At 69.2% G+C, this 14,187-nt stretch carries 14 protein-coding genes; 3 read left to right on the forward strand and 11 right to left on the reverse strand.

Annotated features, from left to right (window positions below; genetic code table 11):
* Nucleotides 1-20: 20 nt before the first annotated feature.
* The 7 genes from H4F99_RS08285 to nudE form a co-directional block, all read right to left on the reverse strand.
* Nucleotides 21-1,295 carry a sensor histidine kinase gene (locus H4F99_RS08285; protein ID WP_182669271.1) on the reverse strand — a complete coding sequence of 425 codons (1,275 nt, stop codon included), beginning with the start codon at nt 1,293-1,295 and terminating at the stop codon, nt 21-23.
* A gap of 26 nt (nt 1,296-1,321) precedes the next feature.
* The gene (locus H4F99_RS08290) at nt 1,322-2,032 is read right to left on the reverse strand and encodes a response regulator transcription factor (RefSeq protein WP_182669272.1); all 711 of its coding nucleotides are present in this window, start codon (nt 2,030-2,032) and stop codon (nt 1,322-1,324) included.
* 160 nt (nt 2,033-2,192) lie between these two features.
* Nucleotides 2,193-2,492, reverse strand: coding sequence for an Mpo1-like protein (locus H4F99_RS08295; protein ID WP_182669273.1), 300 nt, complete (start codon nt 2,490-2,492; stop codon nt 2,193-2,195).
* Nucleotides 2,493-2,502: 10 nt separating this feature from the next.
* The gene (locus tag H4F99_RS08300) at nt 2,503-2,853 is read right to left on the reverse strand and encodes a hypothetical protein (RefSeq protein WP_182669274.1); all 351 of its coding nucleotides are present in this window, start codon (nt 2,851-2,853) and stop codon (nt 2,503-2,505) included.
* Nucleotides 2,854-2,888: 35 nt separating this feature from the next.
* The gene (mazG, locus tag H4F99_RS08305) at nt 2,889-3,704 is read right to left on the reverse strand and encodes a nucleoside triphosphate pyrophosphohydrolase (protein WP_425488011.1); all 816 of its coding nucleotides are present in this window, start codon (nt 3,702-3,704) and stop codon (nt 2,889-2,891) included.
* 5 nt (nt 3,705-3,709) lie between these two features.
* Entirely contained in the window at nt 3,710-4,525 is an 816-nt protein-coding gene (gene cysQ, locus H4F99_RS08310) for a 3'(2'),5'-bisphosphate nucleotidase CysQ (RefSeq protein WP_182669275.1), read from the reverse strand.
* On the reverse strand, nt 4,518-5,012 hold the full coding sequence (gene nudE, locus H4F99_RS08315) for an ADP compounds hydrolase NudE (protein ID WP_182669395.1): 495 nt from the start codon (nt 5,010-5,012) through the stop codon (nt 4,518-4,520). Before nudE ends, cysQ begins: the two co-directional genes overlap by 8 nt.
* A 146-nt stretch (nt 5,013-5,158) precedes the next feature.
* Between nudE and bioA the strand changes: the two genes are divergently transcribed.
* Nucleotides 5,159-6,553, forward strand: a complete 1,395-nt coding sequence (gene bioA, locus H4F99_RS08320) for an adenosylmethionine--8-amino-7-oxononanoate transaminase (RefSeq protein WP_425488006.1) — start codon at nt 5,159-5,161, stop codon at nt 6,551-6,553.
* Nucleotides 6,550-7,287 carry a 16S rRNA (uracil(1498)-N(3))-methyltransferase gene (locus tag H4F99_RS08325; RefSeq protein ID WP_182669277.1) on the forward strand — a complete coding sequence of 246 codons (738 nt, stop codon included), beginning with the start codon at nt 6,550-6,552 and terminating at the stop codon, nt 7,285-7,287. The genes bioA and H4F99_RS08325 overlap by 4 nt, the downstream gene beginning before the upstream one ends.
* Before the next feature lie 4 nt (nt 7,288-7,291).
* Here H4F99_RS08325 and H4F99_RS08330 read toward each other — a convergent pair whose 3' ends face one another.
* Genes H4F99_RS08330 through H4F99_RS14680 form a run of 4 tightly spaced genes read right to left on the reverse strand, consistent with a single transcriptional unit; the run spans nt 7,292 to nt 13,058 of the window.
* Nucleotides 7,292-8,404, reverse strand: a complete 1,113-nt coding sequence (locus tag H4F99_RS08330; RefSeq protein WP_281369239.1) for an acyltransferase family protein — start codon at nt 8,402-8,404, stop codon at nt 7,292-7,294.
* Nucleotides 8,401-8,892 carry a chemotaxis protein CheW gene (locus H4F99_RS08335; protein ID WP_182669279.1) on the reverse strand — a complete coding sequence of 164 codons (492 nt, stop codon included), beginning with the start codon at nt 8,890-8,892 and terminating at the stop codon, nt 8,401-8,403. Before H4F99_RS08335 ends, H4F99_RS08330 begins: the two co-directional genes overlap by 4 nt.
* Before the next feature lie 10 nt (nt 8,893-8,902).
* The gene (locus H4F99_RS08340) at nt 8,903-10,621 is read right to left on the reverse strand and encodes a chemotaxis protein CheB (protein WP_182669280.1); all 1,719 of its coding nucleotides are present in this window, start codon (nt 10,619-10,621) and stop codon (nt 8,903-8,905) included.
* Complete coding sequence (locus H4F99_RS14680) at nt 10,614-13,058, reverse strand: response regulator (protein WP_425488012.1); 2,445 nt, start codon at nt 13,056-13,058, stop codon at nt 10,614-10,616. The genes H4F99_RS08340 and H4F99_RS14680 overlap by 8 nt, the downstream gene beginning before the upstream one ends.
* Nucleotides 13,059-13,081: 23 nt before the next feature.
* Between H4F99_RS14680 and H4F99_RS14685 the strand changes: the two genes are divergently transcribed.
* A complete protein-coding gene (locus tag H4F99_RS14685; protein ID WP_425488013.1) occupies nt 13,082-13,918 on the forward strand; it encodes a pentapeptide repeat-containing protein in 837 nt (278 codons plus the stop codon).
* Nucleotides 13,919-14,187 lie beyond the last annotated feature (269 nt).

Genomic DNA, 14,187 nt, shown 5'->3' on the forward strand with positions numbered 1-14,187 from the left:
AACCCGGAATGGCAACGGGTTCAGGCGATGAATCGGATGATCGCCGTGGTGCCCTCGCCCGGCTCGCTGAACAACTGCACCGGCCAACCGAAACGTTCGCCGAGCCGGCGCACGATGGACAGGCCCATGCCCTTGCCCGCGTCGCTGTTGGGGTCGGCACGGAAGAACGGGTCGAACGCACGGGTGAGCGCTTCCGCATCCATGCCGATGCCGGTGTCGCGGACCTCGATGCTGTCGGGGGCGACGCGCACCTCGATCCGCCCGGACTCGGTGAAGCGCACCGCGTTGCCCAGCAGGTTGCCCAGCATCACGTTGAGCACGTTGGGGGGCGCGTACAGCCGGGGGGCGCCTTCATCGATCACCACGAGTTCCAGGTCCCGCCCCTTCAGCAAGGGCTGGACCCGGTCGACTTCATGATGGACCACCTCCATCGCGTCGAACTCTTCGCTCTGCGGCGCGATCTCGGCCTCGCGGGCAAGGATCAGGAACGCCTCGATCACCGCCTCCATGTCGCGTCCCGCCCGCTGCACGCGAGCGAGCGAGCGGTGCGTCTGCGGTGACATCGCCGGGTCGGCCAGCATCAGGTCGGTCGCGACCCGGATCACGGTCAACGGCGTCCGCAGTTCATGGCTGGCGTCGCGGGTGAAGTCGCGCTCCCGCGCCACGAAGGCCTCGACGCGCCCCGCGAGCCCCCGCAGCGCGCGTGCCAGCGAACGCACTTCGCGGCCCGAGTCCGCCGGCAGCGCGCCACTGGAGATCGCCTCGGTGTCGGGGGCGCGCGGGTCCCATCGCGTCACCACGTTCGCGAGCCAGCTCACCGGCGACACCAGTCGCTTCGACGTGCGGTAGCTGAGCCATGAGATCACCGCGATGGTCAGCACGGCGAGCAGGAGCACTGATAGCCCGGTCAACGCGATGGCCCGGTCGATGTCGCCGGCATCCACCTTGAAGTACAGCACGCCCTGCGGTCGACGGTCGATGTAGAACGTGTCGCGCGTCCGCAGCCGCCAGTGCAGGCCCGCCGCCATCTCGCGCACGTCGTCCGGCAGGCCCGCATCGATTGCGCCTCCGGTATCCAGGTAACTCTCGATACCGGAGGTACGCGGCAGCGGGTGCGCCGGGTCCACCTCGCGCTGCTCCCAGAACACGTCCGCCTCGGCCTCCATGCGCTGGTCGAGGATGACGTGCCGTACCACCAGGCCGAGGGCGATCGCGCCCGCCGCGATCAGCAGTCCGCTGATCAACGCATGCAGGATGAACACCAGTTTGATCTGGCGATGCAGTCCGTGGGCCATGGCGGGAACGGGCGGCGCGTCTCGCGTCAGTCGGGCGACTGCGAGATGTCCGCGATCCGGTAGCCGGCGCTCTGCACGGTATGCAGCAGCTGTTTGTCGAAGGGCTTGTCGATGGTCTTGCGCAGGTTGTAGAGGTGGCTGCGCAGGGTATCCGAGTCCGGCAGCCCATTGCCCCAGATCTCGCGCTCGATTTCCTGGCGGCTCACCACGCGCGGGGACTCGCGCATCAGGATGGTCAGCAGCCGGAGTCCGATCGGCGACAGTTGGAGCTCGTTGCCGCCGCGGGTCACGCGCAGGCTGGTCGGGTCGAGCACCAGGTCCGCCACCTTGAGAACCTCGCCCCCCACCTGGCGTCGCTCCCGGCGGATCAGCGCGCGCAGGCGGGCTTCCAGTTCCTGGATGGCGAACGGCTTGGTGAGGTAGTCGTCGGCACCGACCGAAAGGCCGTTGAGCTTTTCGTCCAGGGTGTCGCGGGCGGTAAGCATCAGCACCGGCGTGGACTTGCGCGCTTCCTCGCGCAGCTTCTTGCACACCTCGATGCCATCCATGCGCGGCAGCATCAGGTCCAGCACGATGACGTCGTAATTGTTGTCCGTTGCCAGCCGATAGGCGTCGAGCCCATCGCCGGCGTAGTCGACCTCGAAGCCGCGCCCTTCGAGATACTCTCCGACCATCTCGGAGATGTTGCGGTTGTCCTCGACAATGAGGACAAGGCCTCCTTCACGTGTACCCTGCATGGGACCCCCTCGCTTCAGTTTCGTGAAGGCTGGGGCACAGCGAGTGCAAGCCTTGTGAAATCACCCCCGTTCAAGGGGCTTTTTCCCGACTCGCACATGAACACAGCCTTGGCATGGCCGTTGGGCACCGGAGTGCGGCCAGCAGTATGTGACTGCCGTCTCAGAAGCGAATCCGGCCGCGCAGGATGTCCGCGAACATCACCCAGTCGCCGACGAACGAGTAGAACGGGTGGCGAAACGTCGCGGGCCGGTTCTTCTCGAAGAAGAAGTGCCCCACCCAGGCGAATCCGTATCCACACACGAGAGCGGCCAGCAGCCACGCCGGCTGCATCCGGACGACGGCCAGCACCAGCAGCAGGATCACCCCGGAACTGCCGATGAAGTGCAGTCGCCGGCAAGTGCGGTTGCGATGCTCCGCGAGGTAGTACGGATAGAACTCCCGGAAGCTGGCGAAGGCCATGACGCCGTCCTCAGGTCAGGTCGAAAACGGACTCGGGCGCGTTGCGCCCCGCTTCGCCATACCGCAGGTGGGCGGTGAGGTGGCTCAGCGCTCCGTTCGCCTGCAGTAGCGGCCGCACGGCCTCCAGCAGGCGCTCGGCGTCGGGGCCATAGAGAAAGAACGTGCCATCGCTGCCGTCCTCCGCCACTTCGTGCCCGTCGTACTCGCCCAGTCCCTTCTCCCCGATCACCGCGCGGAGTTGCTCGCCCAACGCCGCGATCGGCGCGTCGTCGTTCGACCCGTACTCGAAGGAGATCATCACTGCGTGTTCGCCGAAGCCGGTCGGCACGCGCTTGCGGAACAACTTTGACAACCAGCCCATGTCTCCTCCTGGTGCCCGTGTCGGTGGACGCACCCCTATTCGTCGGCCTTGACCCGCGTCCAATAGGCATCCTGCGCTTCCAGGGGCAAGTTCTCAAGCGCACGGCCCTCCGCCGCGGCCAGCGTTTCCATCGCACGGAATCGCCGCTCGAACTTGTGGTTGGCCCGGCGCAGGGCCGCGCCCACGTCGACACCGCCATGGCGGGCGACATTCGCACAGACGAACAGCATGTCGCCCACTTCCTCCTCCAGGCGGTCCCGGGCACTCGCGTCCCCCGCACCCAGCGCCTCGAACTCCGCCCGGACTTCCTCGATCTCCTCGGCCAGCTTGGCCAGCACCGGCTCGATGCCGGGCCAGTCGAACCCCACCCGCGCGGCGCGCTTCTGCAGCTTGACCGCCCGCTGCCATTCCGGGAGCCCGCGGGCAATGCCCGCCAGTGCCGACGCATCCGGCTCGCCGCGCGCTTCGCGCTCGCGCTGCTTCAGGACCTCCCAAGCGACGGTCTGGGCATCCGCGTCGGCCACCTCTTCGTCGCCGAACACATGGGGATGGCGCCTCACCATCTTGTCGCTGATCGCGTCGACGACATCGGCGAAGGCGAATGCACGCTGCTCTTCGGCCATGCGCGCATGGAACACCACCTGCAGCAGCAGGTCGCCCAGCTCGTCCTTGAGGTCCGCCAGGTCGTCGCGATCGATCGCATCGGCGACTTCGTAGGCTTCTTCGATGGTGTAGGGCGCAATCGTGGAGAACGTCTGCTCCAGGTCCCACGGGCACCCGCCCCCGGGATCGCGCAGCGCCGCCATCACCGCCAACAGGCGCCGGATGTCCCCGCGAGGCGAGGCCGACACGTCGCTCACGCGGCGCTGCCCGCCCAGCGGGGCCAGGGAAGCTCGGTATCGCCCAGTGCGATGAACTCACCGTTGAGGATCGTGTCGCGCTGGTTGTAGCGGAAGGGACGGCCCTGCAGGTCGAGCACGGCACCGCCCGCGCCCTCGAGCACCGCCTGCGCGGCGGCGGTATCCCACTCGCTGGTCGGGCCGAAACGCGGATAGACATCCATGCCCCCCTCGGCGATCCGACAGAACTTGAGCGAGGAGCCCAGTCCGATCGGCTCGACCTCGCCCATGCGGTCGATGAAGCCCTGCGTCCGCTCGTCGCGATGCGAGCGGCTCGCCGCGACCCGCAACGGCGCGACCGCCGGGGCGCGCACGGCCATCGGGCGGACCTCCCCGCCCTCGCTGCGCGTGGCGCCCAATCCGCGTCCGCCTGCCCAGGTCACGCCGGTGACCGGTGCATGGACCACGCCAAAGACGACGTCCCCGCCCTCGACCAGCGCGATGTTGACGGTGAACTCGCCGTTGCGCTTGATGAATTCCCGGGTGCCATCAAGCGGGTCTACCACCCACAACCTCGACCAGCCGCGCCGGGTCGCGGTGGGCACTTCGTCGGCGGATTCCTCGGAAAGCACGGGGATGTCCGGCGTGAGCGCGGCCAGGCCTTCGACGATGCAGCGGTGCGCGGCCAGGTCGGCTGCGGTCAGCGGCGAACGGTCGTCCTTGTGTTCGACGGCGAAATCGCTTTCGTACACGCCGAGGATCGCGCGCCCGGCCTGTTCGGCCAGCGCGGCGACGCCTTCGCGCAGCTCGGGGGTGATCGGGGTTTCAGTCATGGGGTCGGGTCCTCAGCCACTCCCGGGCGATGAACAGGGCCGCGATGGAGCGACCTTCGGAAAAATCCTCGCGCAGGATCAACTGGTCCAGCGCATCCAGCTTCCAGGGCACGACTTCCAGCTCCTCCGGCTCGTCGCCCGGCAGGCGCTCGGAATACAGGTCGCGCGCGATCACCAGTTGCGTCTCGTGGCTCATGTAGGTGGGCGCGAGGGTCAGCGCACGCAGCACGCGGAGGTCACGCGCGCCGTAGCCGGCCTCCTCCTTGAGCTCACGGTCGGCGGCTTCCAGGGCGGTTTCGCCGGGATCGATACGCCCCTTCACGAGGCCCAGCTCGTAGCGATGCATGCCGGCGGCGTACTCCCGCACCAGCAACACGGTCTCGTCGTCGAGCAATGGCACGACGGCCACTGCGCCATGGCCACGATTGTGCAGGCGCTCGTAGCGACGGCGCTCGCCGTTTGCGAACTCCAGGTCGAGGCGCTCCATGCGGTAGGGCCCGACGTCATGCTCGGTGACGCCGTGGATGGTCGGCAGGCGGGGGCTCACGGCACGGTTCCCGGACCCGGGGGCGCGAGAAACGCCGGCGCAGGCACGATAATGGGGAAATGGACAAGTCGAATCACGATCCACTGATGCTAGCAGAGCCGGGCGAAGCGAATGCCGATGCGTGGCGCCGCCGCGACCTCGAGGTGCTCTGGCATCCCTGCACCCAGATGCGCGAACATCCCGACACGCTGCCGCTGCTTCCGATCGAGCGCGGCGAAGGGGCGTACCTGGTCGGGCGTGACGGGCGCCGCTACCTGGACGCCGTCAGCAGCTGGTGGGTGAATCTGTTCGGCCATGCCGAGCCGCGCATCGGGGCCGCGATCGCGCGCCAGGCACAGACCCTCCAGCACGTGATCCTCGCCGGGTGCTCGCACGCGCCCGCGGTCGAGCTCGCCGAACGCCTGTTGTCGATCGCCCCCACCGAGCCGGGCCGGCCGCGCTTCAGCAAGGTCTTCTTCGCCGACAACGGCTCCGCCGGGGTCGAAGTCGCGCTGAAGATGGCGTTCCACTGGTTCCGCAATCGCGGCATCGAGGGCCGGAACAAGTTCATCGCGCTGGAAGGCGGCTACCACGGTGAAACGCTGGGCGCACTCGCGGTGGGGGACGTGCCGCTGTACCGGCGCGTGTACGCCCCCCTCCTGACCGAGGCGCTGTTCACGCCGTCACCGGACGCCTACGCGGCGGGGCCCGGGGAGACCGCAGGGGAGTGCGCCCGGCGTGCGGCAGCAGCGCTGGAACACCTGCTCGAGCGCCATGCGGGCGAAGTCTGCGCGATGATCCTGGAACCCCGGCTGCAGTGCGCAGGTGGCATGCGCATGCACGACCCGCTGTACCTCAAACTTGCCCGTGAGCTGTGCGACGCACACGGGGTGTTCCTGATCGCGGATGAGATCGCGGTGGGCTTCGGCCGCACCGGCACGCTGTTCGCCAGCGAACAGTCGGGGGTCGCACCGGACTTCCTGTGCCTGTCGAAGGGCCTCACCGGCGGCGCGTTGCCGTTGGCCGCGGTACTGACGCCGCAATCGGTGTATGACGGGTTCCTCGACGACTCGCGCGAGAAGGCCTTCCTGCACTCGCACAGCTACACCGGCAACCCGCTGGCCTGCGCGGCCGCCCTCGCCACCCTGGAGATCTTCGAGGCGGACGACGTGATCGCGCGCAACCGCGGCCGCGCCGCACGGATGGGCGCCTTGGCCGCGCCGATCGGCGCGCATCGCCACGTGGCGGACCAGCGCCAGGCCGGGATGGTCGTCGCGTTCGAGCTCACCCGCAACGGCGACAAGGCGACGCCCTTCGCGCCTTCGTTGCGCGTGGGCCTGCGCGCCTATCGCGCCGCGCTGGACCGCGGCGTGCTGCTTCGCCCGCTCGGTGACGTGCTGTACTGGATGCCGCCCTATTGCGTCGATGATGCCGACCTGGAACACCTGGCGCGGACCACGGCCGAGGTGATCGATCAGGCGACCCGGGAGGCCCTGGCATGAGAACGACACGCGTCCACGTCGACGCCGGGCTCACCGCCGGGCTGGAGCTGGACCTCCCCGAGGGCGCGGCCAACCACCTGGCGCGCGTGTTGCGGCTGGTCGAAGGCGACGGTTGCGTGCTGTTCAATGGTGATGGCCATGACTACCCGGCGCGCTTGGTCGCGGTCGGCAAGCGCCAGGTGCGGGTGGCGGTCGACGCTGGCATCCCCGTCGAGAACGAGTCCCCGCTGCCCGTGGTGCTGCTCCAGGGCGTGGCACGGGGCGAGAAGATGGACCTCATCCTGCAGAAGGCCACCGAACTGGGCGTGGTGGCCGTGCATCCGCTGTGGTCGCAGCGTAGCGAGGTCAAGCTGGAAGGCGCCCGCGCGGACAAGCGCCATGCCCATTGGCAAAGCGTGGTGGTGTCCGCCTGCGAGCAGAGCGGACGGGCGCGGGTGCCGGTGGTTGCAGCCCCCCTGCCACTAACCCGGGTGCTCCAGGGCCTGCCCGCCGGCGGGCGCCGGCTGACGCTCGATCCGGGCGGTGGCCATTGCCTGGGGTCGCTCGCCGTCGATCCGGGCGAGCCGGTGCTGCTGGCCGTGGGCCCCGAAGGAGGCTGGTCACCACGCGACCGCGAGCAGTTGCACGACGCCGGCTTCGAGGGGTTGCGCCTGGGACCGCGCATCCTGCGTACCGAGACCGCGGGCCTCGCGGCGATCGCGGCATTGCAGGCGCGCCTGGGCGACTTCGCGTGAGGCGTCAGACCTTGAAATGGATCCCGCGGGCGTCGAGCCAGCGCACGACACCCCACCAGAACGCCACGAAGGCGAGCGCGTACGCCAGCGACGGCACCCACGGGCCGAAACGGGGCGTCATCCAGTCCGCGAAGCCATGCTGGTACAGCGGCTGCAACCCTCCCAGGCCCGCCAGCAGGTACAGCATGAACGCCGAACCGGCATAGGCGGCGATTGCGTTGACGCCGAAGGCCCGCCCCACCGCCGGCATCCCGTGGCGATCGATCGCCCAGTGGCAGCCGGCGAGTAGCACGATGGATAGCCCACCGCTCCAGACGACATAGGACGGCGTCCACAATGCCTTGTTGAAGGGCAGCCACGGCCGCCACAGCAGGCCGAGCAGCAGGAGTGCGACGGCCAGCCACAGGAGGGGTTTCAGCGCGCCGCGTCGCAGCAGGTCGCCGGCACGCAGACCCAGCACGGTCGTCGCGAGGGCGCCCAGGGTGCTGACGAAGCCTTCCGGGTCATGCCCGAGGCCGATGGCCGGATCGAACCGGTACGCGTGCGGGCCCAGGATCGCGGTATCCACGCGACTGGCCACGTTGGTCCACGGGTCGAAGCTTCCGCCGGCAACCAGCAGGGCCCAATACCCGAGCAGCAGGGCACCCCAGGCCACCCATTGCTGGCGGGCCGGCACATACAGGGCGCACGCGGCAGCAGCGAAGTAGCACAGCCCGATCCGCTGCAGTACCCCCATGGGCCGGTAGAAATCAAGATCGAAGGCCCACCATGCGCACAGGTGCAGCAGCAAACCCAACCCGACGATCCGCGCGGCCCGGGCAGCGACCGGGGGCAGCAACGCGGCCGGTGCGACGCCCCGTTCCAGCTGGCGTCCGAGGGCAAGGCTGATCGACACGCCCACGATGAACAGGAACAGGGGGAAGATCAGGTCCGTCGGCGTGAAGCCATGCCATTCGGCATGCAACAACGGCGCATACACGTGACCCCAGTCACCCGGGTTGTTGACCAGCAACATGGCGGCAACGGTCAGCCCCCGGAGGGCGTCGACAGAAGCCAGCCTGCCGGCGCCCGCGCCGGGCGCAGCCGGCCGCGCCGGAGCGCCGGAACCCGGGCTCAAGCCGCGCTGGCCTGCGCGACTGCTTCGAAGACCTGCTGTTCCAGCACCTTGAGGTCGGGCAGCAGCGCCACGTCGTCGTTGTGCAACACCCGCGCCTGGACGCCCTGCGGCAGGTTGTCCTGGTCTTCATCGAGCACGACCGAGGCCGCGGTCACCGTGACCAGGCGCGGGAAGCCCTGGGTCAGGATGGCGAAATACGGCGCACGCGGGTTGCCCCCCAGCGCCTTCAGCACGACCACCTTCGAGCCGAGGCCCGGACGGTCCTGCGCGATGCCGGCCAACTGGGAGAACGCCACCAGTGGCACCTGCCAGCCGTGCCAGCGGATCCGCCCGAGCAGCCATTCCGGCGCCTGCTCGAAAGGCTCCGGCGGCGCGTAGGAGAGCACCTCGGCGATCGTCGCATTGGGCAGGATCAGGCGCGCGTCGACCACCTGGATCAACACGCCCCGGATGTCCTGCGCGGGAGCGGCAACGGTATTCTGCGACATCGGATAATCCTCAGGCCGGCCAGCGTTCGGCCAGGCTTTGTGCAAGTTCAACCGGTTGCCCCGCCTGTCCACCGCGCGCGCGCAGCTGGTCGGACGCTGCGGCGTCATAGCAACCCTCGGCGGACTGTCCCGCCACCAGCGCCCCCCCGGCCTTGAGTTTCAGCACCTGGTCCACGTCGGCGGCGTCGGCGCCACTGAGCAGGACCACGGCACTGTCCGCCGGAGGCAGGGCCGACAGCACGTCGCCGTCGGCCTGGAAGCGCATGCCTTCCTTCGACGCGGAGATGCCGACGCCTGCAGGCAGCATGTACACGAAGCCGGCCATGGCCGGCTTGCCGGGCTCGGCAAGATGGACCGGCAGGGAGGTGGCTCGCTGCATCTGCGCGACCAGACGGTCGTATCGGCCGCCATCCAGGCGCTGCTGCACCAGGACCGGGCGCCCGAAATCCGCCGGGAGCGCGCCGAGGAACTGTCGCACCGCATCGGGACCGCCGATGCCCGCGAGCACCAGGGCAGCGCCGGGGATGGCGGCTTCGCGCTCCGCGCTGTCGTCGACCAGCTCCAGCCCCGAAATGCGCGCATCCAGTTCGGCGAGATCACGACCGAAGCGCTCGTCGACCGGCGCCTGTGTCGTCGCCGGAGTCGTGGTGCTGCCGTCGTCCAGGCTCAGTTCGCCGAACGTGGACCCTTCTTTCGGTGCATCCGTGGCGGCCTCCTGGCCGGCCCCGTCCGCGGCGTCCGGCTCGGCGCGTCCGGAGTCCGCGTCTCCGCGGGAGGCGTCGGTATCGCCACCGGACGCCCGGATCAGGCTTTCCAGGTGCGCTTCGAGTCCGCCATCGCGATCGCGCGCCACCGGCCCATCGTCATCACCGGTGTAGGTGATCTCGAAACCGCCCGCATCCCCCTGCCCTGCTTCCGCGGCTTCGGCCAGCGCGGGGTCGAACACGCTGGCATCGAACACCGGCGACGGGGTGTCTTCGGTGTCGTCGGCCAGGTCCCCGGTGACGTCTTCCAAACCCGGGAGACCTTCATCCGCCTCCTCGAAGTCGAGATCGAGGACGTCGTCGGCATCGTCCTGGCGCCCGTCGCGGGCAGGCTCGGGGGTATCGGCGGCGAGCCCGGTCGCCGGCTCTTCCACGATCTCCAGGTTGCTCCAGTCCATCCCGGCGGCGTCGGCCACCGGTTCCGGCACGTCGTCGTCCGCCTCCGCAGCGAGTGCGGGCGCCTCGTCGGCAGGCTGCGCGTCAACAGGAGACGCCTCCACGAGTTCGAAGCCGGTGTCGACGGCCGGATCGAATGCGTGGAACGCCTCGTCGCTCACCTCGGCCACGCGCTGCAGTTGCAGGCCTGCCGCGGGCTCCTCGGCGCCACCATCGGGGCGCGGGGGCAGGACACGGTCGTGCCCCTGCAGCTTGGCCACCAGATGGCGCTTCCAGCGCGCCTGCTCCCACCCTTCGCGGGCCGCGGCCAGCTCGGCTTCTTCGTAGATGACGTCCACATCCGGATTGCCGAGGACCGCGTCGAAGCGGTCCAGGGCGTCCTCGGTCTGCGGATCCAGCGCGACCAGCACCACCTGGGGCGCCGAACCCGCCAGCAGGTCGGCGTCCAGCTCCGTCGGATCGCCCTGCAGGACATTGTCGATGCCAGCCTCGGCCAGCAATTCCCGCAGGCGGTCGGCGGCGACGCCGGGCCGTACCAGCAACGCTACACGGCGCGAGGACTCAGTCATGCTTCTCTTCGATTCCGAGCAGGTCATACACGTTGCGCATCAGCTCCGGCTCCTGGTATGGCTTGCCGAGGTAGCGGTTGACGCCGATCTCGATCGCGCGCTGGCGATGCTTCTCGCCCGTACGCGAGGTGATCATGATGATCGGCACGTCGCGCAGACGTGAGTCGGCCTTCATTTCCGTGGCCAGCTCGTAGCCGTCCATGCGCGGCATCTCGATGTCGAGCAGCATCAGGTCGGGCACCAGCTCGGTCATGCGCTCCAGCGCGTCGAGGCCGTCCTTCGCCGTCGCCACCTCGAAGCCGTGGCGTTCCAGCACGCGACCGCTGACCTTGCGCATGGTGATGGAGTCGTCGACGACCATGACCAGCGGGACGCGGCGGTTCTCGGGTTCCGGCTGCACTTCGAACGGCACGTCGGTGGGCAGGCTCGCCTGGCGACGCACCAGCGGGGCGATATCCAGGATCACGACCACGCGGCCGTCACCCATGATGGTCGCGCCGAAGATGCCCGGCACGGAAGCCACCTGGGGACCGACGGACTTCACCACGATCTCGCGGTTGCCCAGCACCTGGTCCACGCAGACCGCGGCACGCAGGTCGCCGGAGCGGATCAGCAGCAACGGCATCTGCAGCTGGCCCTCGGCCTTCGCCGAGGCGTGGCCGGTGAGCTGGCCGAGATCGTGCACCGCATAGTCTTCGCCGCCGTACTCGTAGGTCGGCGCGTCGCCTTCGAGCGCTTCGCGGCTGATGCGACCGACGCCGCGCACCGATGCGATCGGCACCGCGAAGCTGGTCTCGCCGATCTTGACGAAGACCGCCTGCGTGACTGCCAGCGTCTGCGGCAGGCGCAGGGTGAAGGTGACGCCCTGCCCCGGCACCGAACGGATGTCGAGGCTGCCACCCAGCTGGTGGACTTCGCTCGCGACCACGTCCATGCCGACGCCACGGCCGGCCAGTCGGCTGACTTCGGTGGCCGTGGAGAAGCCCGGCTGCAGGATCAGCATGTCCAGGTCGGAATCACCGAGCACGGCGTCTTCGCGGATCAGGCCACGTTCGATGCCGCGCTTGCGGATCGCGGCACGGTCGAGACCAGCACCATCGTCCGCGACCACGAGCACGACTTCCGAGCCTTCTCGACGGACCGCGATGCGGATGCTGCCCTCTTCCTGCTTGCCGGCCGCCTTGCGGGCTTCCGGCAATTCGAGTCCATGGGCCACGGCGTTGCGGAGCATGTGCTCCAGCGGCGCCGTCATGCGCTCGAGCACGTTCCGGTCGAGCTCACCCTGCGAGCCCTCCAGCTTCAGCTGGACGTGCTTGCCGAGTTCGCCGGACGCCTGGCGGACCACCCGGCGCAGGCGAGGCAACAGGCCATCGATGGGCACCATGCGGGTGCGCATGAGGCCTTCCTGCAACTCGGAGCTGACGCGCGACTGCTGCAGCAGCAGGGTCTCGTACTGGCGCGTCAGGTCATCGAGCGTCTGCTGGAGGCTGGAGTGGTCGTTGGCCGATTCGGACAGCGCGCGCGAGAGCTGCTGCAGGGTCGAGAAGCGATCGAGTTCGAGCGGATCGAACGCGCCGTCGCTCTGCTCGGCCTCCCGCTGGTAGCGAGCGACGATCTGGGCCTCGGTCTCGATCTCCAGACGACGCAACTGGTCCCGCAGGCGGGTGTTGGTCTGCGCCATTTCGGAGATGGCGCCGCGGAACGCACCCAGCTGCTGTTCCAGGCGGGCACGGTAGATGGCCACCTCGCCGGCGTAGTTCACCAGGCGGTCGAGCAGGTCGGCACGGATACGCACCTGTTCCTGGGGCGCGCGGATGGTGATGTCGTCCTCGTCCTCGGCAAGCACTTCGTCGCCGATCGGGGCCGAGAAGCCGATACCGGTCGGGACCGGGCGGGCCGCAGGCTTGTCGGCCGGCTGCGGGCTGCGCACCTCGGCGACCGGGGCGTCGGCCGGGGCGGCCTCGACCGGCGTGGACTCCGGCGCCGACATCGTATCGTCGGTCGCGGCGTCGACGAGCGTGGTGGTGCCGCGTGCGCGCGCTTCGAACTCCGCGATCATGGCATCCGGCATCGCGATCGCGAGGCGATCACCGACCCGGGTCACCATCGCATGCAGGCGATCGAAACCCTGTTCCAGCAGCGGCACGCCATCCCGGCCGAGTTCGCACTGGCCTTCCACGACGGCTTCGAGCAGCGACTCCATGGTGTGCCCGAGCTCGCCGACCGGCATGATGCCGGCCATGCGCGCGCCACCCTTGAGCGTGTGCAGGTCGCGCTGCAGGCCGATCAGCGCATCACGGTCTCCGGGGGCTTGGCGCAACTTCGCGAGCAGGCCATCGGAATGGTCAAGCAGGTCTCCGCCTTCTTCGACGAAGATATCGACGAGCTCCGGATCCAGGTCGGTGAGATCGAGCGCTTCGTCCGGATCGCTCTCCACCGCCAGTGCCGCAAGGAGGATGTGTGCGACGGCGGGCTCGACTGCGGTCGCGGCGGCCGCCTCGGCTTCGGCGCGTTCGGCTTCGGCACGCTCGGCTTCGGCACGCTCGGCTTCGGCGCGCTCGGCTTCGGCGCGCTCGGCTTCGAGGCGTTCGGCTTCGAGGCGTTCGGCTTCGGCACGTTCGGCTTCGGCACGTTCGGCTTCGGCACGTTCGGCTTCGGCACGCTCGGCTTCGGCTCGCTCGGCTTCGGCACGTTCGGCTTCGGCACGTTCGGCTTCGGCACGTTCGGCTTCGACACGCTCGGCTTCGGCTCGCTCGGCTTCGGCACGCTCGGCTTCGGCACGCTCGGCTTCGACACGCTCGGCTTCGGCACGTTCGGCTTCGACACGTTCGGCTTCGACACGTTCGGCTTCGGCACGCTCCGCTTCGACACGTTCGGCTTCGACACGTTCGGCTTCGACACGTTCGGCTTCGACACGTTCGGCTTCGGCACGTTCGGCTTCGAGGCGTTCGGCTTCGGCACGTTCGGCCTCGACGCGCTCCGCTTCGGCACGTTCGGCTTCGGCACGTTCGGCTTCGAGGCGTTCGGCTTCGGCACGTTCGGCCTCGACACGCTCCGCTTCGGCACGTTCGGCTTCGGCACGTTCGGCTTCGACACGCTCGGCTTCGAGAAGCTCGGCCTCAAGGCGCTCCGCTTCGGCGCGCTCGGCTTCGATATCCGGCCCGGTATCGGCCTGGCGGCGCTCGGCTTCGATGCGGGCGGCTTCGGCCAGTTCGGCCTGCATCGATTCGGCGCTGCGCGCCAGATGCGCAGGAACGGCATCTCCGTGGCCGACAAAACTGCTCAGGTCGATCGTGACCAGGTTGGATGTCCGGGCCTCGCGCCCGATATCCACGGTCTCGGCGGGGGCGTCGGCCGGGATTTCGCTGCCGTCCCCGGTCGCCGGCTTCTCTTCCGCGGCGCCAAGCTCGAGCGGCTGCGTGATGGCCGGCAAGGCGTCTCGCAACGCCACGACGCGATCGGCCAGGCCGGCAAACACCGGCACGTGTGGCGACGCCGACTTGAGCGCCACCAGCGTACCCGCGATCGCCTGCGCCACGGCGGCCAACGTCGCGACGCCTTCCGCA

The sequence above is a fragment of the Marilutibacter penaei genome, assembly GCF_014145395.1.
Classification (GTDB): Bacteria; Pseudomonadota; Gammaproteobacteria; order Xanthomonadales; family Xanthomonadaceae; genus Marilutibacter; species Marilutibacter penaei.